22 protein-coding genes and 1 pseudogene are annotated in these 26,713 nt (G+C 71.4%); 13 read left to right on the top strand and 10 right to left on the bottom strand.

Annotated features, from left to right (window positions below; genetic code table 11):
* Positions 1–82: 82 nt before the first annotated feature.
* The 6 genes and pseudogenes from pelF (at position 83) to GTY58_RS05480 (ending at position 6,528) form a co-directional block, all read left to right on the top strand.
* Complete coding sequence (gene pelF / locus GTY58_RS05455; RefSeq protein ID WP_010982447.1) at positions 83–1,624, top strand: GT4 family glycosyltransferase PelF; 1,542 nt, start codon at positions 83–85, stop codon at positions 1,622–1,624.
* On the top strand, positions 1,621–3,027 hold the full coding sequence (locus GTY58_RS05460) for a hypothetical protein (protein ID WP_010982448.1): 1,407 nt from the start codon (positions 1,621–1,623) through the stop codon (positions 3,025–3,027). The genes pelF and GTY58_RS05460 overlap by 4 nt, the downstream gene beginning before the upstream one ends.
* Before the next feature lie 152 nt (positions 3,028–3,179).
* Positions 3,180–4,189, top strand: a pseudogene (locus GTY58_RS05465) (SDR family NAD(P)-dependent oxidoreductase).
* Positions 4,190–4,221: 32 nt separating this feature from the next.
* Positions 4,222–4,935, top strand: coding sequence for a sugar phosphate nucleotidyltransferase (locus GTY58_RS05470; RefSeq protein ID WP_010982451.1), 714 nt, complete (start codon positions 4,222–4,224; stop codon positions 4,933–4,935).
* 7 nt (positions 4,936–4,942) lie between these two features.
* Complete coding sequence (locus GTY58_RS05475) at positions 4,943–5,869, top strand: NAD(P)-dependent oxidoreductase (RefSeq protein ID WP_010982452.1); 927 nt, start codon at positions 4,943–4,945, stop codon at positions 5,867–5,869.
* The gene (locus GTY58_RS05480; RefSeq protein ID WP_010982453.1) at positions 5,866–6,528 is read left to right on the top strand and encodes a spherulation-specific family 4 protein; all 663 of its coding nucleotides are present in this window, start codon (positions 5,866–5,868) and stop codon (positions 6,526–6,528) included. Before GTY58_RS05475 ends, GTY58_RS05480 begins: the two co-directional genes overlap by 4 nt.
* Positions 6,529–6,615: 87 nt before the next feature.
* On the opposite strand, the gene GTY58_RS05485 is transcribed toward GTY58_RS05480, so the two are convergent.
* Complete coding sequence (locus GTY58_RS05485) at positions 6,616–7,074, bottom strand: hypothetical protein (protein WP_010982454.1); 459 nt, start codon at positions 7,072–7,074, stop codon at positions 6,616–6,618.
* 158 nt (positions 7,075–7,232) lie between these two features.
* Here GTY58_RS05485 and GTY58_RS05490 point away from each other — a divergent pair, with 158 nt between their 5' ends.
* A complete protein-coding gene (locus GTY58_RS05490) occupies positions 7,233–7,601 on the top strand; it encodes a low affinity iron permease family protein (RefSeq protein WP_037650287.1) in 369 nt (122 codons plus the stop codon).
* A 55-nt stretch (positions 7,602–7,656) separates the two neighbouring features.
* Here the strand turns inward: GTY58_RS05490 and GTY58_RS05495 are convergent, their stop codons facing one another.
* The 4 genes from GTY58_RS05495 to GTY58_RS05510 form a co-directional block, all read right to left on the bottom strand.
* A complete protein-coding gene (locus tag GTY58_RS05495; RefSeq protein WP_010982456.1) occupies positions 7,657–8,205 on the bottom strand; it encodes a DUF6328 family protein in 549 nt (182 codons plus the stop codon).
* 154 nt (positions 8,206–8,359) lie between these two features.
* Positions 8,360–9,919 (bottom strand): NAD(P)/FAD-dependent oxidoreductase, encoded by a 1,560-nt coding sequence (locus tag GTY58_RS05500; protein ID WP_078936690.1) that lies wholly within the window; start codon positions 9,917–9,919, stop codon positions 8,360–8,362.
* Positions 9,916–10,647: a methyltransferase domain-containing protein gene (locus GTY58_RS05505; RefSeq protein WP_010982458.1), complete on the bottom strand. Its 732-nt coding sequence runs from the start codon at positions 10,645–10,647 to the stop codon at positions 9,916–9,918. Before GTY58_RS05505 ends, GTY58_RS05500 begins: the two co-directional genes overlap by 4 nt.
* A 43-nt stretch (positions 10,648–10,690) precedes the next feature.
* Positions 10,691–11,884 carry a lycopene cyclase family protein gene (locus GTY58_RS05510; protein WP_010982459.1) on the bottom strand — a complete coding sequence of 398 codons (1,194 nt, stop codon included), beginning with the start codon at positions 11,882–11,884 and terminating at the stop codon, positions 10,691–10,693.
* Positions 11,885–12,196: 312 nt separating this feature from the next.
* Between GTY58_RS05510 and GTY58_RS05515 the strand changes: the two genes are divergently transcribed.
* Genes GTY58_RS05515 through GTY58_RS05530 form a run of 4 tightly spaced genes read left to right on the top strand, consistent with a single transcriptional unit; the run spans position 12,197 to position 17,077 of the window.
* Positions 12,197–13,438, top strand: coding sequence for a polyprenyl synthetase family protein (locus GTY58_RS05515; protein WP_010982460.1), 1,242 nt, complete (start codon positions 12,197–12,199; stop codon positions 13,436–13,438).
* Entirely contained in the window at positions 13,435–14,976 is a 1,542-nt protein-coding gene (locus GTY58_RS05520) for a phytoene desaturase (protein WP_010982461.1), read from the top strand. Before GTY58_RS05515 ends, GTY58_RS05520 begins: the two co-directional genes overlap by 4 nt.
* Positions 14,973–16,001 carry a phytoene/squalene synthase family protein gene (locus tag GTY58_RS05525; RefSeq protein WP_010982462.1) on the top strand — a complete coding sequence of 343 codons (1,029 nt, stop codon included), beginning with the start codon at positions 14,973–14,975 and terminating at the stop codon, positions 15,999–16,001. Before GTY58_RS05520 ends, GTY58_RS05525 begins: the two co-directional genes overlap by 4 nt.
* Complete coding sequence (locus tag GTY58_RS05530) at positions 15,998–17,077, top strand: DUF5914 domain-containing protein (RefSeq protein ID WP_010982463.1); 1,080 nt, start codon at positions 15,998–16,000, stop codon at positions 17,075–17,077. The genes GTY58_RS05525 and GTY58_RS05530 overlap by 4 nt, the downstream gene beginning before the upstream one ends.
* Before the next feature lie 220 nt (positions 17,078–17,297).
* Here the strand turns inward: GTY58_RS05530 and GTY58_RS05535 are convergent, their stop codons facing one another.
* The 5 genes from GTY58_RS05535 to GTY58_RS05555 all read right to left on the bottom strand — a co-directional run bounded on the left by GTY58_RS05535 (position 17,298) and on the right by GTY58_RS05555 (position 24,890).
* Positions 17,298–19,379, bottom strand: a complete 2,082-nt coding sequence (locus tag GTY58_RS05535) for a glycoside hydrolase (protein WP_037650281.1) — start codon at positions 19,377–19,379, stop codon at positions 17,298–17,300.
* A 100-nt stretch (positions 19,380–19,479) separates the two neighbouring features.
* Positions 19,480–21,522, bottom strand: a complete 2,043-nt coding sequence (locus tag GTY58_RS05540; RefSeq protein ID WP_010982465.1) for a beta-galactosidase — start codon at positions 21,520–21,522, stop codon at positions 19,480–19,482.
* A 51-nt stretch (positions 21,523–21,573) separates the two neighbouring features.
* Complete coding sequence (locus GTY58_RS05545; RefSeq protein ID WP_010982466.1) at positions 21,574–22,911, bottom strand: sugar ABC transporter substrate-binding protein; 1,338 nt, start codon at positions 22,909–22,911, stop codon at positions 21,574–21,576.
* 91 nt (positions 22,912–23,002) lie between these two features.
* Positions 23,003–23,959, bottom strand: a complete 957-nt coding sequence (locus GTY58_RS05550; RefSeq protein ID WP_010982467.1) for a carbohydrate ABC transporter permease — start codon at positions 23,957–23,959, stop codon at positions 23,003–23,005.
* A 4-nt stretch (positions 23,960–23,963) separates the two neighbouring features.
* On the bottom strand, positions 23,964–24,890 hold the full coding sequence (locus tag GTY58_RS05555) for a sugar ABC transporter permease (RefSeq protein ID WP_010982468.1): 927 nt from the start codon (positions 24,888–24,890) through the stop codon (positions 23,964–23,966).
* 233 nt (positions 24,891–25,123) lie between these two features.
* Here GTY58_RS05555 and GTY58_RS05560 point away from each other — a divergent pair, with 233 nt between their 5' ends.
* Together GTY58_RS05560 and GTY58_RS05565 are read left to right on the top strand one after the other, a co-directional pair.
* Entirely contained in the window at positions 25,124–26,152 is a 1,029-nt protein-coding gene (locus GTY58_RS05560) for a LacI family DNA-binding transcriptional regulator (RefSeq protein WP_042494260.1), read from the top strand.
* A 170-nt stretch (positions 26,153–26,322) separates the two neighbouring features.
* Positions 26,323–26,640: a hypothetical protein gene (locus tag GTY58_RS05565; protein WP_010982470.1), complete on the top strand. Its 318-nt coding sequence runs from the start codon at positions 26,323–26,325 to the stop codon at positions 26,638–26,640.
* Positions 26,641–26,713 lie beyond the last annotated feature (73 nt).

A 26,713-nucleotide genomic window follows, 5' to 3' on the forward strand; every position in this document is an offset into this window, starting at 1 on the left:
CGCACCGACCGAAGGTCCCGGCCGCACCATCCGCGGCCGGGACCGGCACGACCACCCCATACCTCGGCCGTGGAGCACATCGATGCACGTTCACCACGGCGCGCGACGCCCCGGCGCTACGCGCGTCACCCTGCTCACCGAAGGAACGTATCCGCACAGTCACGGCGGCGTGAGCGTCTGGTGCGACCAACTCGTCGGCGGCATGCCCGATATCGACTTCGACGTCATCGCCGTCACCGGCACCGGACGCGAACCGATCGTGTGGGACATTCCCGGACATGTCTCTCGGGTCGCGGCGGTCCCCATGTGGGGGCCCGCGCCCGAAGGCCGCGCGCCCCGTGGGCGCCGCCGGAACCGGCTCGCCAGCGCCTACGAGCAGTTCCTCACCGCCCTGCTCGACCCGTGTGCGGAGGACAGGTTCGGCACCGCCCTCTACGTGATGGCGCGGGCCGCGGCGGACGGGATGCTGAGTCCGTTCCTGCGCGGCGACCGGGCGATCAGCATCCTCACCGCCGTGTGGAACCGACCTGGGCTGGCCGTGCGCGAGGCCCGGCCGACCCTGCACGACGCCATCACCGCCACCGCCCTGCTGGAACACGCCCTGCGCCCGCTGGCCACGCCGCTGCCGCGGGACGGGGTGGCGCACGCGGTCAGCGGCGGTGTCGCCGCGCTGCCGGGACTGGCCGCGCTCGAACGGCACGGCGTCCCGCTGCTGGTGACCGAGCACGGCGTGTATCTGCGCGAGCGCTACCTCGGCTACCGCACCGCCCCCTACCGCTGGCCCGTGAAGGCCGTCGTCCTGGGCTTCTTCCGGCTGCTGGCCGAAGAGACCTACCTGCGGGCGGCACTGATCACACCGGGCAACCGCTACAACCGGCTGTGGGAGGAACAGGGCGGCGCGGACCCCGAGTCGATCCGCACCGTCTACAACGGCGTGGACCCCGCCGCGTTCCCGCCGGCCGGCCCCGAGCCGGACGCACCCACCCTCAGCTGGGCCGGCCGGGTCGACCCCATCAAGGACCTGGAGACCCTGATCCGCGCCTTCGCCCTCGTACGGTCCCAACTACCCGAGGCGCGGCTGCGGTTGTTCGGCGGCACACCGCGCGGCGGCGAGGCCTACCGGGAGCGGTGCGAGGCGTTGGCCGCCGAACTCGGTCATGCGGAAGCGGTCACGTTCGAGGGCCGCGTCGACGACATCAAGGACGCCTACGCCGCCGGCAACGTCGTGATGCTCTCCAGCATCAGCGAGGGTTTCCCCTTCACCCTGATCGAGGCCATGTCCTGCGGGCGGGCTACCGTCTCCACGGACGTGGGCGGCGTACGGGAGGCCGTGGGCGACACCGGTCTCGTCGTTCCGCCGCGCGATCCGGCCGCCATGGCCGCCGCCGCGCTGAAGCTGCTGGGTGATCCCGAGCGGCGCCGGTCGATGGGCGAGGCGGCACGGCTGCGGGTGATCGAGCAGTTCACGCTGCGGCAGACCGTCGACACCTTCCGCTCCATCTACCTGGAGCTGTCGGCGCCCGGCCGGACGACACGGCGCGACCCATGGACGCCCGACGCCGACGCCGGTCTCTCGACGACGGCCGGCCCCGCGGCCGCGAGAATGGGGAGCCTGGCCGGATGAGCGGACCGATGGCACTCGAACCCGGCGGCACGGAACAGGACACGCTGGCCCTCAGACTCGCCGAGGACCGCCCCCTCGCCCCGCGACCGCCGGACGACCACACCGTCGCCCTGCGCCTGCCGGGCCGCGGCACCGACTCCGACGCGGTCGACCGGCTCGCCGCCGAACTGGCCGACCGCATAGGGCCCGCCGTCCACTCCTACGAGGTGGCCGCGCTGCTGGAGTCGGAGGGACTGACGGCGGAGACGATCCAGGAGCGGTACGGGCACGCGAACCTGTTCGCGCTCGCCTCCACGCTGTACGCGCGCGTACCGCGTACCTACCCCGAGCCCCCGCGGCCGGCCGACCCATGGCGCCCGGACCATGTGCGATGCGCACTGCGGGGAGCGCTGTTCGCGCTGCCGGGACTCGCCTATCTGCTCACCGGGCGGCTGTGGCACGCCGAACGCGACACGTCCGTGCTGATCGTGGCCGGGCTCGTCTCCTGGGCCTGGGGCCAGGCGCTGGGACACCGGGCCTATCTGCGCATGACCACGGGACGGCGGGAAGCGGGCCGCACGCTCCTCAAAGGCGCACCCCTGGGTGCCGCGGCGGCCACGCTGGCCGGGGCGGTGTTCGCCGGGGCCGGCACGGTGGCCCTGATCGCGGCCGCGCAGTCGGTGTACCTCTCGGCGGCCGGCGTGCTGCTGGTGCTGGGCCGCGAGCGGCTGCTGCTGGCCGCGCTCACACCGGTGATCGCCGGTGCGGTGGTGCTGCCCTGGTGGGAACCGGGCCCCGTACTGCGGGCCGGGCTGCCGCTGCTAGCGCTCCTCGCCGCGACCGCCGCGGCCGGCTGGTCGCTGCGGGTCACCCTCGCGGCCTCCCCCGCCCCGGGCGCCACCCGGCCCGGGCTGCTGCGGTCGCTGCCGTACGGCCTGTTCGGCCTCGCCGCGGGGGTGCTGGTGCTGCTGGAGGGCCGCCGGCACCCGTACGCCGTGATCGTGCTGACCCTGAGCATGGGGCCGGCCGAGTGGCTGCTGTACCGCTACCGCGGGATGTCGGTGGCCGCACTACGGGCGACCGCGACACCGGCCGCCTTCCTGCTGCGTTCGGCCGGCGTCCTCGGCTTCTGCCTGCTCGCCTATCTCCTTCCGCTGCTCCCGGCGGCGCTGCTCACCGGTGCCGAGCCGGCCCCCTTGCTGCTGCTCGCGGCGACCCTGTGGACCGCGCTGCTGCTCCAGGCCTTCGGCGTGGCCTGGCCGCCGGCCGGGGTGTGCCTCGCGGCCGCCGGCGGGGCCGGGGCGATCACCTTGTTCCATCTCCCACCGGGCGCTGCCGCGCTGTCGCTGTGCTGCGGCGCGGCCGCCCTGTGTCTCACGGCGTGCGCGCTGCGGCTGCTCGGGCGGCCCGCCGCGCACGCCTGACCGCAAGGTCCGCATCCCGCACGCCACCGCACTCCGCTCGACACCGCACCGCGTCCGGCCGACCACCGGACGACACCGGCCCCCGACAGAACGACATCCGACGCCTTGACACCACGGACATCACACGTGCAACCGACCGGAAGGACCATGAGTTGACCCCCGCACCGCTCGCCGCCGTCACCGGAGCCGAGGGTTTCATCGGCTCGCACCTCACCGAGGCGCTGGTCGCCTCCGGGCACCGGGTGAGGGCCATGGCGCAATACAACTCCTTCTCCTCCTACGGCTGGCTGGAGACCCTGCCCGCGGACGTCCTCGACCACGTCGAGATCGTCCTCGGCGACGTCCGCGACCCCGGCTCGGTCCGCGGGCTCGTCGAAGGCGCCGACTGCGTCTACCACTTGGCCGCCCTCATCGCGATCCCGTACTCCTACCAGGCGCCGCACAGCTACGTGGACACCAACGTCACCGGCACGCTCAACGTGCTGGAGGCCGTACGGGCCCTCGGCACACCCCGCCTCGTGCACACCTCCACCAGCGAGACCTACGGCACCGCGCAGACCGTGCCGATCACCGAGGACCACCCCATCAACACCCAGTCCCCGTACGCCGCGTCCAAGGCGGGCGGGGACCGGCTCGCCGACAGCTATCACGCGAGCTTCGACACCCCGGTGGTGACGCTGCGCCCGTTCAACACCTTCGGCCCGCGCCAGTCGATGCGGGCGGTGATCCCCAGCGTCATCGGCCAGGTGGCGGCCGGCGCGCGCACCCTCACCCTCGGCGACCTGCGCCCCACCCGCGACTTCACCTATGTCAAGGACACCGCGCAGGCCTTCCTCGCGGTGGGCACCGCGCCCGCCGCGCAGGTGGTGGGCCGGACCTTCAACGCCGGCACCGGCGGCGAGATCTCGGTCGGTGACCTGGTCGGGGGCTTGATCGGGCAAGGGTGAATGGACGCCTCCCTCGACGTGGCGCGGAGGACGCGCAGCGCATCCGGCCCGCCAACTCCGAGGTGATGCGGCTGGTCGCCGACGCGAGCCGCCTGAACGCGGCGACCGGCTGGAGCCCGGCCCACGACCTGGAGCAGGGTCTCGCGCACACCGTGGAGTTCTTCCGCGACCCGGCCAACCTCGCCCGCTACAAGACCGGCATCTACAACATCTGACCCGTCCGGCACGTCCACGAAGGAGGAGCCCCATGCACGCAGTGATACTGGCGGGAGGCAAGGGCGTCCGGCTGCGGCCCTACACCACCGCGCTGCCCAAGCCGCTCGTGCCCATCGGCGACCAGCACGCCATCCTGGAGATCGTGCTGCGCCAACTCGCCGCGGCCGGCTTCACCGGCTGCACCATCGCCATCGGTCACCTGGGCGAGATCATCCGCGCCTACGTCGGTGACGGCTCCCAGTGGGGCATGGCCGTCGACTACGCCACCGAGGAGAGTCCCCTGGGCACCATGGGCCCGCTGCTCACCATGCGCGAGCGTCTGCCCGAGTCGTTCCTGGTGATGAACGGCGACATCCTCACCGACCTCGACTACGCCGACGTCCTCCGGCAGCACCGGGACTCGGGCGCACCGCTGACGATCGCCACGTACGCCCGCAAGGTACACATCGACTTCGGGGTCCTGACCACCCAGGCCGGCCGGGTCGTCGGGTTCACCGAGAAGCCGAGCATGGACTACCGCGTCTCCATGGGCGTGTACGGGCTGTCCCGGAAGACGCTCGACGGCTACACCCCCGGGCTGCCGCTCGGCTTCGACGAGCTGGTGCTGGATCTGCTCAAGACGCCGAACCTGCCGCACGCGTACGACTTCGACGGGTACTGGCTCGACATCGGCCGGCCCGACGACTACGACCGGGCCAACGCCGAGTTCACCACTCGCAAGTCGCTGTTGCTCAAGGGAGCCTGACCACCGCATGCGCATTCTCGTCCTGGGCTTCACCGGCTATCTGGGCCGTCACGTCGTCGAGCGGCTGCGCGCCCTGCCGGGCACACGGGTGCTCGGCGGCGGCCGCTCGGCGGGCGCGGAGTTCGGCATCGACCTCGCCACCGCTCGCCCGGACACGCTGGCGAAGGCCCTGGCGTCGGCCGCGCCCGACGCCGTGATCAACTGCGCGGGCGCGACCGGCGGGGACGCCGTGACCCTCGCCGAAGTCAACTCCCGTGGCCCCGCCGTCCTGTGCGCGGCGCTGCGGGAGGCGGCGCCCTCCGCGCGCCTCGTCCATCTGGGCTCGGCCGCCGAGTACGGCCCCGGCACCCGAGGCATCAGGGTGACCGAGTCGGCGGCCACCCGTCCCCTTACCCCGTACGGCGCCACCAAGCTCGCCGGCACGATCACGATCACCACCTCCGGCCTCGACGCGGTGGTACTGCGGGTGGGCAACCCCGTGGGGCCCGGTGCCCCGCTCACCGGGCTGCCCGGCCGGGTCGCCGGACTGCTGCTCGCGTCAGGCGGTGACCCGGACGCGGTGATCCGGCTGGGTGACCTGTCGGCCCACCGCGACTTCGTGGACGTACGCGACGTGGCGCGGGCCGCGGTGCTCGCGGCGACGGCACCGGCGCCGCTGCCGCGCGTCCTCAACATCGGCAGCGGGAGCGCCGTGCCGGTGCGCGACCTGGTCGCGGCGCTGACACACGTCGCGGGATTCCCGGGGAGGGTGGAGGAGAAGGGCGGCGGATCCGCACGTTCGGCAGAGGTCTCCTGGCAGTGTTCCGACATCGGCGCCGCCGGTGACACCCTCGGCTGGCGGCCGTCGTACACCCTCGACGCCTCCCTGGCCGCGCTGTGGGCGGCGGTCAGGGAGGGGCCGTCGCCCCGGCTGGACGGGGGCCGCGCGCCGTGAGCCTCCTGATCCCGCTGTACGTCCACCCGGCCGAGGACCCGGGCGCGTGGCACCGCCTGATCACGGCGGCCGACCGTACGTACGCCGTCGTGCTCAACCCGGCGAACGGACCGGGCACGAGCCCCGACCCGGCCTTCGCCGCGGCGGCCGGCGCGCTGCGGGCCGCGGGCGCCCGCCTGCTCGGTTACGTCGACACCAACTATGGCGCGCGTACGGCGGCCGAGGTCGCGGACGATGTCGTGCGGCACCGGGAGTGGTACGCGGCCGACGGCTGTTTCCTCGACCGGGTGACCTCCGCACCGGCCGAACTTCCCCTCTGCAAAAGGCTGGTGCAGACCGTACGGCGGCTCGGCGCCTCGCCGGTCGTGCTGAATCCGGGCGTCCATCCGGCGCCGGGATACGCCCGCCTCGCCGATCTGGTGGTCACCTTCGAAGGCCACTGGTCCACCTACGTGTCGGCGTTCAGCAGACCGGCATGGACCCTGCGGCACCCGCCGGAGCGGTTCTGCCACCTCGTCTATGGCGTGCCCGAGGCCCTCGTACCCCTCGCCGTGCGCACCGCACGCGAGCGCGGCGCGGCCGTGTGCGGACCGGTCACGGGCGAAATCCCCAACCCCTGGACGCGACTGACACCCGCCCTGGGCGAGACGGAGCAATGAGACATACGGGGTCGGAACGCGCGTGTGTGAGGCCCTGGGCAAGGCCCGAACCGGCGCCGGCCGGTTCGGGCCTCCGCCGTGCGCGGGCTAGGTGGGGGTTCCAGGGCTGTCGGGGCGGGCGGTGTGGTCGCGGTGGCCGTGCGTGCGGCGGGCTTCCTTCATCTCCGCCTCGTACAGGTGGTCGCGGCCTTCGGCCAGCTCGTTCAGCACGCTGCGTTCGAGAGCCTTGAACGGCTCGTAGTAGGTGTCGTTGTAGGACTCGATGATCTGGAACGTCCAGTGCCCCGGGATGACGTTGCGGCCCAGGATCTCCTTCTCGACCCGGTCGGCCGACCGGTGGTGGCCGGCTCTGCGCAGCAGTTCGACCGCGTGACCGAGTTCCAGATCCGCACCGCCGGTCAGCTGATGGAAGGAGTACAGGTGGCCGCGGGCCCGCTCGGTCGTCTCCAGCGCCTTGGACAGTGCGCCTAGGGCTTCCACTGTCTCGTCGCTGACACCCGCGGGACGCTGGTGGTCACGGTCCGGGCCGTCGTGATCGCTGTTCATGTTCACTTCAGTCCCCCGCGCCGCCGCGCGCATGCTGTTTTCGCGACGCTCAAGGCCCGGACGGCGGACGCGAGACATGGCGTCCGACTCGGTCGGCGCAGGGTGGCCGGCCGCGTCGTCGCCAGGCCGGTGACGGGCGCGTGCCGCATAATCGGCCCATGACAGTGCCCCATCCGGCAGAACGGTCCCGCCACGGGCGGGGCTGGTTCGAAAAGCTGGCCGAGGCGGCCTCCAATCTCACCAGTTCTCCGGTCTTCTACTGTTTCTGTCTGCTCCTGGTGTTCGCGTTCATCGTGGCGCACGCAGTCGGTCTCGAGCTGACGTGGCAGCTGCTGATCGGGGACATCATGACCGCCGTCAACCTGCTGCTGCTGGCCCTGCTGAAGAACTCCGAGCGACGCGCCGAGCATGCCATCCAGCACAAACTCGACAGCATCGCCGCCGCGCTGCTCGAACAGCGCGAGGGCCACAGTCGCCAGGCGCACGAAGAGCTCCGTAAAGCGATCGGCATCGAGGACGAATTCTGACCGCACCGCCGGGCCGGGCTGCGGTCCACGCGGACTGGCAGTGCCGCGCCCTGATCTACCCCTTGTCGGCGCGCGACCGCAGTATCCAGGGCAGCAGATACCAGCAGAACGCGAACCACAGCATCACGGCACCGGCCAGGATCTCGGCGAGTGAACTGGGCAGGACCGCGTGCAGGATGAGCAGGACGGTGCATCCGATGGTGAGCGCGAGCAGTACGATGCCGCCCATCATCAAGCGCCCGGCGGCCGCGACGAGTTCATCCTTCATCCGCTGGCCGGAGAGGAAACGGTGGATCGACACGGGCGCTATGAGCGCGCCGGTCGCAGCGGCCCCGAGGAGGACGGCCGCGACATAGACGCCCCGGTCGAACGTTCCCAGCTCCCGGAACAGCGGGGTGAAGGCGACACTGAGCAGGAAGCCGAACAGGATCTGCACCCCGGTCTGCGCGACACGGGTTTCCTGAAGGATCTCCTGCCACCGCCGGTTGACCCGCTCCTGCTCGGATTCGCCCTCGTCCGCACGTGTACCGGAGTCGCTCGCACGCCCCTCCTGAGAAGTGCGCGCCTCGTCGGACGACCGCTGTCTGCGCTCGATCAAACTCACGGATCTTCCTCCACAATGGGCCATGGCCGCTGCCCGTCCGGACCGGCACGACAATCTTCGCCTCACACACGTGCCCGCATTCGGGCCCGTCAGACGGGGTTGCGCAGGGCCTCGCCGGCGAAAGACCGGATGACCCACGGAGCCGGACGCCGGGCTATGCGCTCCCCCACCGCGCCACCCGTCGCAGCACAGCGCTACGCCCTCCGTCCGGTACCGTCCACAGCGTCTGACCGCGCACGCCCCAACGCTCCAACAGGGCGTTCGCGGCGAGGAAACCGCTGGTCGCGGCGCGTTCCATCAGCGCTACGGGCAGGCCGGTGCGCACCAGGTCACCGGCCACCACCAGTCCCGGTTCAGGGGTGCGTACGGTCGGTCGGTCGTGGTATCCGCCGACGGGGAACAGCGGGCAGTCGGCCCGCCATTCGTGCCGCTCGTCGACGACCGTCGCCGCCCGCGTCTCCGGGTACACCCGGCACAGCTGTTCGAGCATGCGCTTCTGCTCCACCTCGCGGACCGCGTCCTCCGGCAGCGCGTACGCGTGGAGCTCCACCACGGATCCGCCGGTACGAGCCGACCAGCGGGCGGCCTCGCCCTCCCAGCGCTCCAGCACACTGACGTTGTCCAGGGTCCCGTATCCGCTGGTGCCCAGGAAACCGGGCCGGTCCCGGGCGACGGGCCGGTCGAGCCACAGGCGCGACACCAGGAACGGCGGAGCGTTGCGCAGCCGCGCCATCCGCTCGCGCCACGGGGCGTCGGCCAGGGTCGGGGAGCGGCCGGCCAGGGACCGCAGGCCCCCCGCGTCCAGGGCCAGCACGACCGTGTCATGACGCCCCGTCTCCTCCGGCGTGGCGACGGCGAACCCGCCGTCCCTCGTGGGGGCGACGCTCTCGACCGACGTCGAGGTGCGCACCTCGACGCGGTGCCGCAGCAGATAGCCGGCGAGGGGGTCCCACAGGGCGGTCGGGAACGGTTCGTCCGGCACGTCGAAGAGCAGTCCTTCGGAGGAACCCAGGAAGTAGATGTGGAACATCAGCGCCATCTCGGCCGCGGACAGCTCCCTGGGGTCCGCGAAGAAGCTGCGGGAGAACACCTCGAACGCCAGATGGTGCGCGGCCTCGGGGAAACGGATCGACCGCAGGAAGTCGTGGGCGCTGACGGCGTCCAGACGCGTGTACACATCGGGGACGCTGACGTCGAGCAGGGGCAGCGCCGCCACCGGGTTCATGCGGATCAGGTCCCGAAGGCCGAACGTGGGGCTGAGCGCGACGAATCCGAGCGCGCTCCACGGCGGGGTACGCGGGACCCGGCGGAAGCTGTCGTGCAGCCCGGCACTGTGCCGGAGCGGATAGTCGGGCAGAGCCGTCAGGCGCTCCAGCCGCGGATCGGTCCGGCGCAGCAGCCCGCGCAGGTTGTAGTACTGGCGGAAGAAGGCATGGAAACCGCGGCTCATCGTCACCGTGGAGCCGTCCCGAAGGCCGACCGGCCGGCCGGAGAGGCGGCCGCCGAGGTCCGGCTGTCGTTCGTAGAGGGTGACGCGTACTCCCCGTTCGGCCAACGCGGTCGCGGCCGCCAGTCCGGCGATGCCGCCGCCCACGACGGCGGTCGTGGGGGGTCGTGCTCCGTTGAACCGCGTCGCCCCGGGACGAGGGGGCAGCATCCGGGCGCGCCGGTCCCTGCCGCGACGTGCGGCGGCCGGCCGCCGGGAGAGGGTCATCGGCCGGTTGCCGTGTCGGTGCCCGCGCGCCTGCCGACGACGGTGTGGGTGATGCCCGTCTGCCACCCCGGCAGCGGCAGCACCCGTACGCAGTCGAACCCGGCCGCCCGGACGCGGCCGGCGAACTCGTCCGCCGTGTCGAACTCGACGACGCTGCGCCACAGGTGGCGGTACAGCCGTCCGTCGCCGAGGGCCGTGGCCACGGGCAGCACGATGCCTCCGCATACGACCGTCCACACCGTTCGGTCCCTGGCGCGACCGCTGAGCGTGTAGTCGTGGACCGCCAGCCGTCCCTGCGGTGCCAGCACGTCGTGCACCGCGGTGAGGACGCTGTCGGGGGCGGCCGCGTTGCGGAAGAGGTAGGCGGCGAACACCGCGTCGAACGGTCCCTCGACCCCCGCCTCGGTCAGGCGTTCCGCCGGGGCGTGCACAAAGGTCACGCGGTCCGGCCAGGGCTTGGCGGCCGCCCGTTCCAGCATGCCGGCGGAGGCGTCCACCGCGGTGATCTCGGCGCCCGGCAGGACCGCGGCGAGTGCGGCGGTCGAGGCACCCGTACCGCAGCCGAGATCGAGCACGCGCGTTCCGCTCCCGCCGTGCGGCAGACCGAGGCGTCGGGCGGAGCGCCGAAGGTGGGCGTGGTAGCCGGGATTGGCCGCCACCAGAGTGTCGTAGCTGCGGGCGGCGCGGTCGAACGCGGCGGCCAGATCCGCGTCGCGAAGCAGGGTCATACGGTCTCCTCCGGCGGGCGTGCGGGCCGTGTCCGCGTCTCGGTCACGGCCCGGGAAAGGGACGGCGGGGCAGGTACGGCAGCTCCGCGGCGGAGCGGAGCATCGGGAGTACGGGGGTGTGCACCCCGATGGAGAGGTCCTCGTGGAGGTGCGTGCAGCCGTCGAGGAAGCGCAGCAGCCGCTCCATGGGCACCCGTGAGAAGAGCCGCGCGAAGAAGGCCGCACCGCCGATCCGGCCGCTGTCCAGGGCGCGCAGCAGCACGGCGTCCATGGCGCGGGAGCGGGCGGAATGGGCCGGCGGCGGCAGCGGGCGGCGGCCGCGGCACAGGGCGGCCGCGACGGCGCGCGTCTGGCGCTGCACGGCGGCGAAGGTGTATCCCGTCGACGGGCGTGTCGCACCTCCCGCGGCGCCGATCCGGAAGACCGACGCCGCGGTCTGCCGGGCGAACGGCGCGTCGGTCATGGGAATCACGCCCGTCTCGGTCGAGACGATCTCCAGGCCCGGCAGGTGGAGGATGTCTCGCGTGTAGTGCCGCAGGGCCGCCTCGTAGGCGGACCGCGGCAGGACGGCGGGCGAGAACTCCGTGTACTCCACCAGCGCCTGCCGGCGGCCGGTGGGCAGCACGTATCCGAACGACAGTCCTCGCGGGGGCTGGGGTGTGCGGAAGTCCATGAGCTCCACGGTGCCGGGGTCGAAGACCGGCAGATCGGAGCGGACGAACCAGCCGTGGAAATGCTGCAACAGCGTGGTGCGGGCCGCCGGGAGGCTGCCGAGCGGGCGCGAGTCGAAGACCCAGCGGGCACGCACCGGCAGCGGGCGCCCGGCGGCGGTGTACGCATACACCTCGGCACCCCCGGGCACGCCCTCCACCGCTTCGACCGTCGCCTCGACGCGCTGGACGCCCCCGCTCAGCGCGAGGTCGTGCGCCATCAGAGCCTCGAAGTCGTCCGACCGGATCATCTTGTACCGCAGCGGCGTGATGTCGCCCTCGATCGGCCGCCCGCCGGGGGCGCGGACCCGCAGGCGCTGCCATGACGCGGTGACAGCGGCGTCGTACCGGCCGGGGCCCCGCTCCCAGAAGCACCACGTGCGCCTCGGCGGCCTCAGGGGGCCCGGCGGGGCCTCCAGCAGGACCACCGAGATGCGGGGCGCCCCGCGGACAGGGCATGCCAGGCGGTGGGCCAGGGACAGTCCCGCGGCTCCCGCGCCCACGATCGCGACGTCCGCCTCCAGCACGGCGTTCCCTCCTTCCGCGCGAGCCCATGCGCCTTGTCGGAAGCATTCCGCTTCGTGGGCCGGTCCGGATGCAGGGCGCGCGGTCCTGTCGGCCGTGCGGCTGACTCCGGCGGCCGAACGACCCGGCCGGCCCGGTGCGGCGGCGCCGCCCACCACCCCGTCGGCGCCGCCCACCATCCCGTCGGCGCCGCCCACCACCCCGTCCCGGCCGTCTCAGCGCTCCGCATTCCCTCCAATGGCGCATCCGTGTGCGCCGCCGACGCGGAATGCGTTCAGACAAGGCCAGCTCCGATCACGACGAGAGGAACCGGGATGCGCCGCAGCAAGGCGACCGATCACCAGGCGGCCGGTCCGTCACCGGGCCCGCGCGACGCGTTCCGGCCGGCCTCCGTCGACGAGGACGTACCGGCCGCCGTGGGCCGACTTCTCGACCGCTTCCTGGCGGAGCGCGTGGCGCGGGCGGCGGCCCTCGACCCGGTGTTCGCCCACGACATCGCCGAGCGCGTGGCGCGGTTCACCCTGGACGGCGGCAAGCGCACCCGGTCCCAGTTCGTGTGGTGGGCGCACCGGGCGTGCGGCGGACCGGCCGCCGGGGCGGAGGCGGCCCTGCGGGTCGGTGCCGCCCTCGAACTCATCCAGACGTGCGCGCTGGTGCACGACGACGTGATGGACGGCTCCCGGCTGCGCCGCGGCCGGCCCGCGCTGCACACGGACGTGAGTGCCCAGTACGCCGACGCCGTCCTGCCCGCCCCGGGCACACGCTTCGGTGAGGCGGCCGCGATCCTCGCCGGAGACCTGGCTCTCGCCTGGGCGGACGACGTGGTGGCGGACACCGACCTGGCACCGGACCCGGGGCGCAGGGTGCGCGAGGTGTGGAGCTGCCTGCGGATGGAAATGGTGGCCGGGCAGTACCTGGACATCCAGGGCCAGGCGACCTCGTCGCATTCCGAGGCCCGCGCGATGCGCGCCGCCTGCCTCAAGAGCGCGCTGTACTCCGTGCAGCGGCCGCTCGAACTCGGTGCCGCCCTCGCCGGGGCGGACACCGCCACGACTCAGGCGTTGTGCTCGGCGGGCCGGTGCGTCGGCTTGGCCTTCCAGCTCCGCGACGACCTCCACGACGTCTTCGAGGAACCCCGGCGCACCGGCAAGCCGTCGGGCGGTGACATCCGGGCGGGCAAACCCACCTACCTCGTCGCCGTGGCGCGGGCCCGGGCCGAAGCGGCCGGCGACCGCGGCGCCCTCGCCGTACTGCGGCGCTCGCTCGGTTGCGCCGATCTGTCCGACGCGGACCTCGCCCGGGTGCGGGACGTCCTGGTCACCACCGGCGCGCGTGACACGGTCGAGGCCGAGATCGACCGGCTGGTGGCCCAGGGCCTGCGCCACATGGGCGCCGCCTCACTCGCCCCCGAGGGACGACGCCATCTGGACGCACTGCTCCGTTCAGCGGCCGGTGCGCCCTCGGTCCGCCGGCAGGCCCCTGACGCGTCCCGCTCCGAGAACGGGATGCCCGTATCGCTGCTGCTCACCGCCACGGCCGAGGGGGCCTCCCGATGAACAGGACACTGCGCGGGCGCACCGACCACGTCGTGGTCGTCGGTGCCGGACTCGCCGGGCTTTCCGCCGCTCTGCACCTTCTCGGTGCCGGTCGCCGGGTCACCGTCGTCGAACGCGATCTCCTGCCCGGAGGCCGCGCCGGACGTCTGGTGCGCGGCGGCTACCTCATCGACACCGGTCCCACGGTGCTGACCATGCCCGACCTCGCCGACGAGGCCTTCGCGGCGGTCGGCGACAGCCTGCGCGACCGTGTCGACCTGATCCCGCTGCACCCTGCCTACCGGGCCCGCTTCGCCGACGGCAGCACCCTCGACGTGCACACCGGCGCCGAGGCGATGGAAGCGGAGATCGAACGCTTCGCCGGAGCACGTGAGGCGGCCGGCTACCGACAGCTGCGCGACTGGCTCGAGCGGCTGTACCGGGCGCAGATGCGGCGCTTCATCGACTCCAACTTCGACTCCCCCCTCCAGTTGCTGACCCCCGATCTGGCGCGTCTGGCGGCGCTCGGCGGATTCGGCCGACTGGACGCGCGCATCGGCCGCCATCTGCGGGACGAGCGCCTGCGACGCGTCTTCTCCTTCCAGGCCCTGTACGCGGGCGTACCGCCGGCCCGGGCCCTCGCCGCCTACGCCGTCATCGCCTACATGGACACCGTGGCCGGTGTGTACTTTCCCCGGGGTGGCATGCACGCCCTGCCGCGGGCCATGGCGGACGCCGCCGCGCAGGCGGGTGCCGAACTGCGCTTCGGACAGGACGTCACCCGGCTGGAGCGGGCCGGTGACCGCATCACCGCCGTCGTGACGGCGTACGACCGGATTCCGTGCGACGCCGTCGTCCTCACCCCCGATCTGCCCGTCACCTACCGCCTGCTCGGCCGTGCGCCGCGACGCCCGTTGCGGATCAGGAACTCGCCGTCCGCCGTGGTCCTGCACGCGGGCACCGACCGGACCTGGCCCGGGCTCGCCCACCACACGCTCTCCTTCGGCGCGGCGTGGGGCCGCACGTTCGACGAACTCACCCGCACCGGGGGCCTGATGAGCGATCCGTCCCTGCTCATCACGCGTCCCACCGCCACCGACCCGGGCCTCGCGCCGCCCGGCCGCCATCTCCACTACATCCTCGCCCCCTGTCCGAACACGGACATCGGGCCGAGCGCCGCCGCATGGGGCGACCTGGCGCCGCGCTACCGGGACAGCCTCCTGACGGAACTGGAGGCCCGAGGTCTCGACGGCATCGGATCCGCCGTCGAAGAGGAGTGCCTGGTCACACCGGCCGACTGGGCGGCCCAGGGACACGCCGCGGGCACGCCCTTCTCGGCGGCCCACACCTTCGCGCAGACCGGCCCGTTCCGTCCGCGCAACCTGGTACGCGGGACCGCGAACGCCGTGCTCGCCGGCTGCGGCACCACGCCTGGTGTCGGCGTGCCGACCGTGCTGCTGTCCGGCAAGCTGGCCGCAGCCCGTGTCACCGGTGGCACGAGGCGCACACCCCGCCGTATGCCCGCCTCCCGCACCGCGAGCGGAAGGACGCTTTCATGACCGACCGCGAACTCGATGCGGCGGGCATCACCGACCCGTCGCTGCGCAAGGCCTACACGCACTGCCGCCGGCTCAACGCGCGGCACGGCAAGACGTACTTCCTCGCCACCAGACTGCTGCCGGTCGAACGCCGGCCCGCCGTGCACGCCCTCTACGGATTCGCACGCTGGGCCGACGACATCGTCGACTCCCTGGACACCACCGTCGGCCCCGCTGTGCGCTCGGCGGCGCTCGGCCGCCTCCAGGAGAGCCTGCGGACGGGACTGCGTGAGGGACACAGCACCGAGCCGGTGGTCCTGGCGCTCGCCGAGACGGCCCGGCGGTACGCGATCGACCACCAGCACTTCAGTGACTTCATGACGGCCATGCGCAGCGACCTGGAGGTCACCGGCTACGAGACCTACGCCGACCTGCGCGGCTACATGCACGGTTCGGCCGCGGTGATCGGGCTGCAGATGCTGCCGGTGCTCGGGACCGTGGTCCCGCGTGAGGAGGCCGCACCCCACGCGGCGGCCCTGGGAGTGGCGTTCCAGCTGACCAACTTCCTGCGGGACGTGGGCGAGGACCTGGACCGCGGCCGCGTCTATCTGCCCGCCGACCTGTTGCGCGCCCACGGCGTCGACCGGGACCTGCTGCGCTGGAGCAGGGACACCGGCCGCCGGGACCGCCGTATCACCCGTGCGCTCAAGGCCGTTGAGGGCCTGACCCGCGGTGTGTACCGCGAGGCGGCGCCGGGGCTTGCGATGCTCGACCCGGTGGCGCGCCCGTGCATCCGGACGGCGTTCGTGCTGTACGGCGGGATCCTGGACGCCATCGCCGACGACGGGTACGCGGTCGTCCACCGCCGTGCCGTGGTGCCGCGCCGGCGCCGTGCCGCGGTGGCGCTGGACGGTCTCGTACGCCTGGGCGTGGCCCGTCTGGGATCCCGCGCCGACGCGCGGCTGCCCACCCTGCCCGATCCGTGGCGGCTTCCCGCCCTGGTGCCGAGGTCCTCGCCCCGGCCGGCACATGAGGAGGTCGCATGACCCCTGACCGCACCGACCGTCCTGCCCGGCGCCGACGCTACCCGCTCTCGTTGCGCAGGCATCCGATTCGCTGGGAGGACCAGCGTCCGACCTGGCGCGACGCGCGGCCCGCCGTGATCGCGGAGGCGCTGAAGCGGGCGCAGGCACGACCATCGGGCAACTGGTACGTCGTCGGCGCCACCCGTGATGTGCGGGAGGACCGCCCTCTGGCGCGCACCGTGGCCGGCCTTGAGGTCGTCGTCTGGCGGGACGGCGAAGGGCGGCTGGTCGCCGGGCCAGGTGTCTGCCCCCATCTCGGTGCACCGCTGCGGGACAGCCCCGTGCGCTGCGGCACGCTCATGTGTCGCTGGCACGGACTCGCCCTGAGCGGCACGCCGTTCGCGGGCTGGGAACCGCTGCCCGTGCACGACGACGGCGTGCTGGTGTGGGTACGGCTGGACGAGGTCGGCGGTGAGCGACCGCTCGAGGCCCCGGTGGTACCGGCCAGGCCTGCCCTGTCGGGTGCCGTGTCGGCCGTCTACGTCGGCGTCGGAATCTGCGAACCCGAGGATGTCGTCGCCAACCGCCTGGACCCCTGGCACGGCGCATGGTTCCACCCGTACTCCTTCGTCGACCTCACCGTCGTCACGCCCGGGGAAACCGTCGCACCTGAGGAAGGAGAAACGGAGGGTGTAGAGACGGGGGGTGACGAGGCGGAGGGCGCCGAGACGGAGGACGGATTTACCGTCGACGTGTCTTTCAAGATCGCTGGACGGCTGGTCGTCCCGGTGCGGGCCGTCTTCACCGCTCCGGAGCCCCGCACGGTCGTGATGCGCATCGCGGAGGGGGAGGGGCGGGGCTCCGTCGTCGAGACCCATGCCACCCCGCTCGGCCCTGACGACCGGGGCAGGCCGCGCACGGCCGTGGTCGAGGCCGTGCTGGCGTCGTCCGACCGCCGCGGGTTCGCCGTGGCGCGCGCGATGGCCCCGGTGCTGCGGCCACTCATGCGCGCTGCCGCCGGACGCCTGTGGCGCGACGACCTGGCGTACGCGGAGCGGCGCCGGCACCTGCGCTCCACGGGCCGCTTCCCCGGCTGAACGACAGGCCTGCGGTGAGCCGACGGCCCACACGATGCCGCACGCTCACGGGGGCGGCGGGGTGGCGTACCTGGCACAGGCGGCGGTGCCTCAGGCCTTCGGACCGGAGCACGGAACGAGTTCCGCCGGATATGGGCGGGGGAGCCATTCCGATGACCGGACCCCCGCGCCATGTCGGCTGCGGGGGCCCGGTCCACTCGTCCGGCTCAACCGGTGCGGCTCACAGCCCGCTCGACCGAGATCCGTTCTGGTCGGTCACGTCGGTGACCGACCACCGTTGGTTGGATCCGGAGTTCGGCGTCCATGTCGTGACGGCGGCTCCGTCGGTGGTGGCCTGGCCGCCGACCTCGAGGAGCCTGCCGGTGGCGGCGTTGACGAGGGTCCAGGTGCCGTCGCCGGTGGTCGACATGATCCACTGGGTGGCCTTGTCACGGTGGCCGCGGTCCGCCTCCAGCACCGGCGCGCCGTCACGAACGGCCAGGCGCTTTCCTGCCGCGGGGTTGGTGAACACGTACCGCTGCCGGTTCCCGGTGTCGCCGCTGATCTGACGCACCTGCCACTGCTGCCCGGTCCCGGCCGCATCCGTACCCGCGGTCCTGATGACGAGCTGGGTGCCGTCGTCCGCGACGGTGAGGGCCTTGCCGCTCTGGACGCCGGTCAGCTGGTAGGTGTGCCCCTTGCACAGGAGCGCGGCGTCCTTCGCGACGCCGGACACTCCCTTGACGAGGAAGGACGTCACGGACTGGGCGGGTACGGTGACCGCGGCCCGGCTGCCGGTGACCTCGACGGGGGCCTGTCGTTCGAGCTTGCCTGCGGCGCTGGTGACCACGGGAGTCACGGTCGCGTCGCGGGTGATGTGGCCGAACTTGGACAGGTCGATCGTGACGGTGCGGGCGCTGGTGGTCTTGTTGACGTGGACGACCGTCGCCGCGTTGCCCTTCGTGGAGACCGCGGCGGCGCTGGAGGTGTCGTCGGTCCTGATCAGTCGGTCGCCCGGCTTGATGTAGTGGGTGAAGTTGCGGGCGGTGTCGAACTTCGTGTTCGTGTGGACGGGGCAGGTGGCCAGGGTGTCCGCGGAGGTGCAGCTGAACGGGAGCTGGATGCTGCCCCAGTTGCCGCCCTTGGCGGACTCACCGCCGGGCTTCATGTTGTCGTAGTCCTCGACCGGCTGCCAGAACACCCAGGCCTTGGGCTCGAGTTCGCGCAGGTCGTCGACCATCTGCTGGGCAAGCCCGAGGCCGGGCCGCATGTCCGTGAAGCTCTGGCCGTCGCCCCAGTCGCCCTCGACCTCGCTCATCCACAGCGGCTTGTCCGCCGCCTTGGCCAGGTCGCGCACGCTGGTCCGGCCGCCGGTGCCGTAAGTGTGGACGTTCATCTGGCCGACGAGATCGCGCACGTCCTGGGGGTAGGAGTTCCAGTTCTGCGCGAAGAGGTTCGGGTTGGTCTCGTCCATCGCGGAGATCTTCGTGCCGGTCTTCGCCTTCTTCAGGGCGGGGGCCAGCGCGCGGATCACCTTCTGCTGGAGCTCCGGGCCGATGTGAGCCCCTTCCTGACGGCCGCCGACGGGCCGGCCGTCGGATCCCAGGCGCGTACCCCAATAGCCCGTGTTGGGTTCGTTGAACGGGTCGAGGGTGTCGACCTTGATGCCGTGCGCCTTCTCCAGCCGCTTGGTCGCGCCTGCCAGATAGGCGGCGAAGTCGTCGACGGAGTCGGCCTTGAGCTGGTCTTCGCTGGAGTTGAAGCCGCCCGACACATAGCCGCTGGCGGTCATGAACCAGGGCGGGGAGTTGCTGAACGTCTCCCAGTGGTCGATGTCGTTCTTGATCCGGTCCACCCACCACCGCTGGGTCGCGTCGGCGTTGGGGTTCCAGTCGGCGGCGTCGTCGGCGCTCCACCAGTCGGTGTCCTCACGGGTGGTGCCCGCCGGGGCGTTCCACCAGCCCTCGACCGCTCCGCCGGCCCGGAGGTAGTCCTTGACGTCGGGGGCGTTGCCGCCGCCGATGTTGTAGCGGGCGATGTTCAGGGCGAGGCCGTCGTCGTCGAAGAGGAGCTCGGCCAGCTTCTCGCGTATCTCCGCGGGATAGTCGCCGGTGGCGTTGGCGAACCAGACCAGGCTGGTGCCCCAGCCCTCGAATCTGTCCGCTCGGTACGAGGGGTCGGGCTGGACCGTGACGGCAGCGGTCGCCGCTGCCGCCGGGGTCTGCGCGTTCGTCGGTGGAGCGGTGACCAGGGCTGCCCCGGTGGCCAGGGCGGTGACGCCGATGGTTCCCAGAAGCCGTCGTGTGCGGGTACGGCGTGCCAACGTATGCTCCCCACTCATCTGTGGTCGCTTCGGTGGACCGTCGTGGCCTGAGCGCCAGGACGGATGGCCTTCGAACAGGTGCGGTGCCCTTCGAGGGCGGTCAGCGGGTGGGCTGCCGCAGAACGGCGACATCCCGGGGGGACAGCACCACGGTGCCGTCGTCCTCTGCCCGGCCGATCAGGAGTTCCCCGGCGAGTCCGGTCAGCGGCACCGTCCCGTCGGTCCGGTTGACCAGGAACAGATAGCGGCTGCCGGCGCCGCGGCGCACGATCAGTTCGACGTCTCCCCCTACGCCGTCGGGCAGTTCACTGCCGACCGCGGCAGGGCCGAGCAGCTTCGGCAGCAGTGCGGTGAGGCCGTCCGGTCCCAGCCGGGTGGACACATACGCGGCCGAACCCCGGCCCACCGCACGGCGGGTGACGGCGGGGTGGCCGGCGTACGTACCGGTGCGGTACCGGGCCAGGACCTCCACCTCGGGGTCGGTGACGGTGATCCGGTCGGTCCACAGGGTGCCCGTGGCGGCGTCGTCCAGTGCGACCGTGTCGCCGTCGAGCAGCGGGCCGAACTCCTCGACGCGGATGCCGAGCAGATCGCGCAGGGCTCCGGGGTATCCGCCCAGCCAGATGTGGTCGTTCTCGTCCACGACACCGGAGAAGTACGTGGTGACCAGGTGCCCGCCGTTCTCGGCATAGCGGGTGAGTTCCTTGGCCAGTGCCGCGGGGACCACGTGCAGCACCGGCGTGATCAGGAGCTGGTACCGGTCGAGGTCGGCCTGCGGGGTGACGACGTCGGCCCGGATGCCGAGGGCGAGGAGGGCGGAGTACCAGTCGAGCGCCTCCCGGCGGTAGTCGAGCAGGGAGGTGGGGTGGGAGTCCTGCTCACTCGCCCACCAGGACTCCCAGTCGAAGACGATCCCGACCCGCGCCGGTTCACGCTCGGTCCCGGCGACCGGGGCCAGCGTCCGAAGGGTGCCGCCGAGGGCGGTCACCGCGCGGAAGACCTCGCTGTCGGGTCCGGCGTGCGGCACCATCGCCGAGTGGTACTTCTCGGCGCCTGCCGCCGACTGGCGCCACTGGAAGAAGCACACGGCGTCGGCGCCGTGCGCGACGTGCAGCAGGGAGTCGCGGGCCAGGTCGCCGGGCCGTTTGGCCAGGTTGACGGGCTGCCAGTTGACGGCGCTGGTGGAGTGCTCCATGAGGAACCACGGGCGTCCGCCGGCTATGCCGCTGACGAGGTTGGCGGAGAAGGACAGCTCGTCCCGGTCCTGAGGCCCGGGCGAGACGTAGTGGTCGTTGGAGACGAAGTCGATCTCCTGGGCCCAGTCGGCGTAGTTCATGCCCTTGGTGCGGCCCATCACCATGAAGTTGGTGGTGACCGGAACCTCGGGCGTGATCTCGCGCAGCAGGTCCCGCTCCGCGCGCAGGTACGCCTTCAGCGCGTCGGAGGAGAAGCGCTTGAAGTCCAGCTGCTGCGTGGGGTTCGGGTGGGAGGCGGCCAGCCGGGGCGGCAGGATCTGGTCCCAGTCGCTGTAGTACTGGGACCAGAACGCGGTTCCCCAGGCGTGGTTGAGGGCGTCGAGCGTGGTGTAGCGGGCGCGCAGCCAGTCGCGGAAGGCACGGGCGGCGTCGTCGGAGTAGTCGTAGATGTTGTGGCAGCCCAGCTCGTTGGAGACGTGCCATGCCACCAGCGCGGGATGGTCCGCGTACCGCTCCGCCAGCTTCCGCACCAGGCGCAGGGCGTGCGTGCGGAAGACGGGGGACGTGGGACGCCAGTGCTGCCGCGCCCCCGGCCACACCGTCTCGCCGGAGGCGGTCACCGGGAGGATCTCCGGGTGTGCCGTGGCGAGCCAGGGCGGCGGGGACGCGGTCGCCGTGGCCAGGTCGACCCCGATGCCGCCCGCGTGCAGCAGGTCCATGACGTCGTCGAGCCAGGCGAAGTCCCACTGGCCCTGGGCCGGCTGGATGCGGGCCCAGGAGAAGATCCCCACCGAGACGATGTTGACGCCGGCCTCGCGCATCAGCCGGATGTCTTCCTCCCACACCTCGCGCGGCCACTGCTCGGGGTTGTAGTCGGCGCCGTACGCGAGGCGTGGCGTGCGGTCACCGTCCGGCCCGTTCAGCTGGGACAGGAGGGTGGAGATCATCGTGGTCCTTCCGGTGTGTCACAAGGGGGCGGCGTGGGGGGCTTGCCTCGACTACTCGACGGTGAAGCCCTGTTCCTTGCCGTACTTGACGGAGGCGTCCTGCCAGGACTTCAGGGCGTCGGCCAGCTTGGTCTTCGAGATGTACGCCTTGCCGACGGTGTCGTTGAAGATCGAGTTGGCGTACTGCTGGAAGGGCAGGTACGACCAGTCGTCGGCGACGTTGGCGGCCGAGTCGGCGAAGATCTTGTTGGCTTCCTGCCCACCGAAGTAGTCGAACTTGGTGTTCTGGAACTCGGTGGACTGGAGTTCCGCGGTGGTCGCGGGGAAGGCGCCCTGCTTGATGCGGGTCTGCACACCGTCGCCGGCGTTCGCGTACTCGACGAAGGCGTAGGCGAGTTCCTTGTTCTTGGCCAGCTCGGGCACGGTGAGGGAGCTGCCGCCGTTCTCCGCGCTCGCCTTGTCGCCCTTGGTCCAGGCCGGCAGGGGGGCGGCTCGCCAGTCGCCAGAGGCTTTCGGCACGCCGGTGACGAAGTTGGCGGGCATCCAGGCGCCGCTGGGCAGGGTGGCGATGGTGCCGTCGCCCAGGCCCTTGTACCAGTCGTCGGTCCAGCCGTAGATGGGTGCGACGAGCTTCTCGTCGATGAGCTTCTGCCAGGTGTCGGTGTACTTCTTGGCGCCCGCGTCGGCGAAGTCGATCTTCACCTTGGTGCCGTCGACCTGGTAGGGACGCGAACCGGCCTGCCACAGCATGCTGGTGGTCAGGCCCGCGTCGCCGGCGTCGGCGGCGATGTAGACCTTGGGATCGGCCTTGTGCAGCTTGCGGGCCGCCTCGACGTACTCGTCCCAGGTGGTCGGCACCGCGACCTTGTACTTGTCGAAGACTTTCTTGTTGTAGAACAGCGCCATGGGGCCGGAGTCCATGGGCAGGCCGTAGACCTTGTCACCCTCGCTCACGGCGTTCCACGGGCCGGGGGTGTACTTGGCCTTGAGCTTGTCCGCGCCGAAGGGGGTCAGGTCGGTGAGGCCCTTGGTGAGCGCGTACTGCCCCAGCGCGAAGTACTCGACCTGCGCGATGTCGGGAACGCCCTTCTCGGCCGAGATGGCGTTCGACAGCGCGGTGTAGTGCTTGTCGCCGGACCGCTCGCCGACGAGGTTGATCTTGACCTTGGGGTACTTCTTCTCGAAGTCGGCGGCGACCGTCTTGAGCGTGGGCTCCCAGGCCCAGACCGTGACCGTGCCGCCCTTCTTCAGGGCCGCCTGGATGTCCCCGGCGGAGACCGGCTTCTGGTCGGCGCTGTCGTCGTCGGAGCCGCCACAGGCGGTCGCCCCGAGGGCGAGGACGGAGAGGACGGCGAGGCCGCGCATCAGGCGGCGGGTCGTTCTGCGCATGGAGATGCTTCCACTTCTTCGTGGGTGGGACGGGGCGAGGGTGAGGGAGAGGGAAACAGGTGAGGCTGAGGGGGGTGGGCCTGAGGGTGGGTCATTCCTTGACGCTTCCGGCGGCGAGCCCGGACTGCCAGTACTTCTGCAACAGCAGGAACGCGATGATCAGCGGGACGATGGTGAGCAGCGAGCCGGTGATCACCAGGTTGAAGATCACATCGCCGCCGATCGTCTCGGCCTGGGCGTTCCAGGCGCTCAGGCCGAGGGTCAGGGGGTACCAGTCCGGGTCCTTGAGCATGATCAGCGGCAGGAAGTAGTTGTTCCAGGTCGCGACCGTGGTGAACAGCAGAACGGTCACGATGCCGGGGGCGAGCAGCGGCAGGGCGACCTGGAAGAAGGTGCGCACCTCGCCCGCTCCGTCGATGCGGGCGGCCTCGAGGAGTTCGACGGGAATGGCTTCGGTGGCGAAGACCCACATCAGATACAGGCCGAAGGGCGAGACGAGCGAGGGGATGATCACCGCCCACGGTGTGTCGGTCAGCCCCATCTTGCTGAACATCAGGAAGGTGGGCACCGCGAGGGCGGTGCCCGGGACGGCGACGGCGCCGATGACCACGGCGAAGACGGCGCGCTTTCCGGGGAAGGTGAACTTCGCCAGCGCGTAGCCGCCCAGGATCGCCAGGAGGGTGGCACCGCCGGCCCCGAGCACGACGTACAGCAGGGTGTTCAGCAACCAGCGGACGAAGATGCCGTCGTCGTAGGTGAACGTCTGGCTGATGTTGTCCCAGAGGGCGAAGTCATGGGCGAACCACAGTCCGGAGGAGTCGGCCAGCCCTTCCTGGGTCTTGGTGGCGCTGATGACCAGCCACGCCAAGGGCACCAGGGTGTAGAGCAGGACCAGGCCGGTGAGCAGGGTCAGCGGCACGCTGCGCTTGGGGCGTCCGGGAACATGCTTGCGGGGCGTGCGCAGTCGGGGCGCGCCCTTGGTCGGGCCGGTGGCCGGAACGGATGCGGGCTGGGAGTCGGTGGTGACGGGGCTGCTCGTGCTGCTCATCGGGTCACGCTCCCTTGCGCATGCCGCGGAGCTGCACGGCATAGGCGATGACCATGGTGATCAGCCCCATGATGATGGCGACCGCCGCGGAGTAGTTGTGCTGCTGGCCGTTGAAGGACAGTGAGTAGGTGAAGAAGTTCGGGGTGTAGTCCGTCGTGATGGCGTTGCGCGCCAATGGCCGCAGGATGTTCGGCTCGTTGAAGAGCTGGAAGCTGCCGATGATCGAGAAGATCGTCGCGATGACGAGGGCACCGCGGATGGCGGGGAGCTTGATGGCGGTGATGACGCGGATCTGTCCGGCGCCGTCGATCTCCGCGGCCTCGTACAGCGAGTTCGGGATGACCCGCAGCGCGGAGTAGAAGATCAGCATGTTGTAGCCGACGAACTCCCAGGTGACGATGTTGCCGATCGACGCCAGGACCAGGTCGGTGGAGAGCGGGTCGGGCAGGGTGACGCCGAAGGCCTCGTTGATGTCCCCGACGAGACCGAAGCGGGTGCCGTACATGAAGCCCCACATCAGGGTGGCCACCACGGCGGGCACCGCGTACGGCAGGAAGATCGCTATGCGGAAGAAGTCCTTGCCGTAGAGGCGCCCGCTGTCCAGGGCGAGGGCGATCAGCAGGGCGATGCCCAGCATGATCGGCACCTGTACGGCCAGAAAGAGCGAGACCCGTCCGAGCGAGGCCCAGAACTGGTCGTCGTGCAGGGCCTGTTGGTAGTTGTCCAGGCCCACGAAGGTCGTGCCGCCGATGAGCTGGGTGCGGAAGACGCTGAGGTAGATCGAATAGACGATCGGAGCCAGGAAGACAAAGGCGAAGACCACCGCGAAGGGGCCTATGAACCCCCACCCTGTCCACGAGCGGCGGTCCCGCTTCGACGGAGGCCGGGCCGGGGGCCGTGATACAGCCGCTGAGGGTTGTAGCGTCGTCATGTCGTTCCTCGCTCGTCCATCTCGGAACCGGCGTCACACGCCGTCGCGATGTTTGCGTAAACATCGCGCTCCGAAGGAAGCCGTGAGCTGTTATGTTTACGTAAACATCTGATGGCGGCATGTCTACACTGCCCCAATGTTGGTGGTCAAGAGTCGCTTGCGACTCGTCATGAGGGAGACGCGTGAACACGGCGGACAGCGGCTCGACGAGCGTGCCGCGGGCACTGACGCGCATGGATGAACAGAGCGCCCGGCGCAGACAGAGTGCGTCCATGGCGGATGTCGCCCGCCTGGCCGGCGTCTCCTCGCAGACCGTCTCCCGCGTGTCCAACGGCTACGCGGGCGTCACCGAAGAGACCCGGCAAGAGGTCCTGGCGGCCATGAAGGAGCTGGGCTACCGGCCCAACAGTGCGGCCCGGGCCCTCAAGCGCGGCGAGTTCCGCACCATCGGTGTCATCACGTTCAACCTTTCCACCACGGGCAACATGCGGACCCTGGAGGCGATCGCCACCTCCGCGGCGCAGGAGGGGTACGCCGTCACGCTCCTGCCCGTGGCCGTCCCCACCCAGGACGAGGTGCACGGCGCCTTCTCCCGTCTGGGAGAGCTCGCCGTCGATGCCGTCATCATCATCATGGAAGTGCACCTTCTCGATGCGGCGACCATCTCCTTGCCCCCGCACGTCCAGGTCGCCGTCGCGGACTCGGACGCCGGTGACCGTTACACCGTGGTCGACACCGACCAGGCGGGCGGAGCCCGCGCGGCCGTGCGGCACCTGTTGGAACTCGGTCACCGCACGATCTGGCATCTGGCCGGTCCCGAGGAGTCGTACGCGGCGCAGCGCCGTGCCGACGCGTGGCGCGCCGAACTCATCGAGGCGGGCCGCGTCCCGCCCGCCGTGGTACGAGGCGACTGGTCGGCGGAGTCCGGCTATCAGGCGGGGCTGCGGATCGCCGACGAGGAGGACTGTACGGCGGTGTTCGCCGCCAACGACCAGATGGCGCTGGGGCTGTTGCGGGCCCTGCACGAGCGCGGCCGGAGAATTCCGGAGGACGTCAGCGTCATCGGCTTCGACGACATCCCCGAGGCCGGCTCCTTCCTGCCTCCCCTGACCACTGTTCACCAGGACTTCGCGGAAGTGGGGCGACTGTGTGTGCAGGGTGTCCTGCGGCGGATGCGCCACGACGCGGCAGAACACGGCACCACGCTCGTACCCACGAAACTCGTGGTCCGTGACAGCACGGCACCGCCCCCTTCGCGGTAGCGCTCGGCGCCTCGGGCTGACCCCCACGAGGATCCGGCACCTGCCGCCTGCGCGTGTCGAAGGGACCGCGCGGCGTTCTGGGCGTTCGATGATCCGCCTGAGGGGCATCCGCATGGGCGGGGTCCCCTACGGGACCGGCCCAGGCAGGGCGTCTGAAGGAGGAGTTTTACGTGACCACCTACGTCATCACCATTCCCGGCACGTTCCTGCGGGACCCGAGCGACGACGTGCGCTCCGCTCTCGTGCGACTGCTGCGGCCGGCCGACCCGCACCACACCTCCCTGGGGCAGCAGGAAGACCTGGATCTCCTCACCGTCAACGACGACAACACCTTCAGCATCCGCCTGGAGGTGACAGCCGACGACAGCCGTAACGCGGAAGAGGATGCCAAACGGACAGCCGCATCCGCGCTGCGCGAGGCCGGATTCGCTCCTGATGAAGCACCGCTCGGCCCGGCCACGGTGACAGGCATCGACAACCAGGCCTGACGCGTTGCCGTGACTGCCGCGCGCGACGGTCGGAGGTTCCGGCAGGTCGGCGAACCCGGCGACGACGGGGCAG

Origin of the sequence: Streptomyces sp. SID5469 (genome assembly GCF_009862865.1) — a bacterium.
Lineage (GTDB): Bacteria > Actinomycetota > Actinomycetes > Streptomycetales > Streptomycetaceae > Streptomyces > Streptomyces avermitilis.

Bases quoted from the DNA above. Each gene is read 5' to 3' on its own strand.
- pelF (WP_010982447.1), top strand. From the start codon at position 83: ATGCACGTTCACCACGGCGCGCGACGCCCCGGCGCTACGCGCGTCACC.
- GTY58_RS05460 (WP_010982448.1), top strand. From the start codon at position 1,621: ATGAGCGGACCGATGGCACTCGAACCCGGCGGCACGGAACAGGACACG.
- GTY58_RS05470 (WP_010982451.1), top strand. From the start codon at position 4,222: ATGCACGCAGTGATACTGGCGGGAGGCAAGGGCGTCCGGCTGCGGCCC.
- GTY58_RS05475 (WP_010982452.1), top strand. From the start codon at position 4,943: ATGCGCATTCTCGTCCTGGGCTTCACCGGCTATCTGGGCCGTCACGTC.
- GTY58_RS05485 (WP_010982454.1), bottom strand. From the start codon at position 7,074: ATGAACAGCGATCACGACGGCCCGGACCGTGACCACCAGCGTCCCGCG.
- GTY58_RS05490 (WP_037650287.1), top strand. From the start codon at position 7,233: ATGACAGTGCCCCATCCGGCAGAACGGTCCCGCCACGGGCGGGGCTGG.
- GTY58_RS05500 (WP_078936690.1), bottom strand. From the start codon at position 9,919: ATGACCCTCTCCCGGCGGCCGGCCGCCGCACGTCGCGGCAGGGACCGG.
- GTY58_RS05505 (WP_010982458.1), bottom strand. From the start codon at position 10,647: ATGACCCTGCTTCGCGACGCGGATCTGGCCGCCGCGTTCGACCGCGCC.
- GTY58_RS05515 (WP_010982460.1), top strand. From the start codon at position 12,197: ATGCGCCGCAGCAAGGCGACCGATCACCAGGCGGCCGGTCCGTCACCG.
- GTY58_RS05520 (WP_010982461.1), top strand. From the start codon at position 13,435: ATGAACAGGACACTGCGCGGGCGCACCGACCACGTCGTGGTCGTCGGT.
- GTY58_RS05525 (WP_010982462.1), top strand. From the start codon at position 14,973: ATGACCGACCGCGAACTCGATGCGGCGGGCATCACCGACCCGTCGCTG.
- GTY58_RS05530 (WP_010982463.1), top strand. From the start codon at position 15,998: ATGACCCCTGACCGCACCGACCGTCCTGCCCGGCGCCGACGCTACCCG.
- GTY58_RS05540 (WP_010982465.1), bottom strand. From the start codon at position 21,522: ATGATCTCCACCCTCCTGTCCCAGCTGAACGGGCCGGACGGTGACCGC.
- GTY58_RS05545 (WP_010982466.1), bottom strand. From the start codon at position 22,911: ATGCGCAGAACGACCCGCCGCCTGATGCGCGGCCTCGCCGTCCTCTCC.
- GTY58_RS05550 (WP_010982467.1), bottom strand. From the start codon at position 23,959: ATGAGCAGCACGAGCAGCCCCGTCACCACCGACTCCCAGCCCGCATCC.
- GTY58_RS05555 (WP_010982468.1), bottom strand. From the start codon at position 24,890: ATGACGACGCTACAACCCTCAGCGGCTGTATCACGGCCCCCGGCCCGG.
- GTY58_RS05560 (WP_042494260.1), top strand. From the start codon at position 25,124: ATGGATGAACAGAGCGCCCGGCGCAGACAGAGTGCGTCCATGGCGGAT.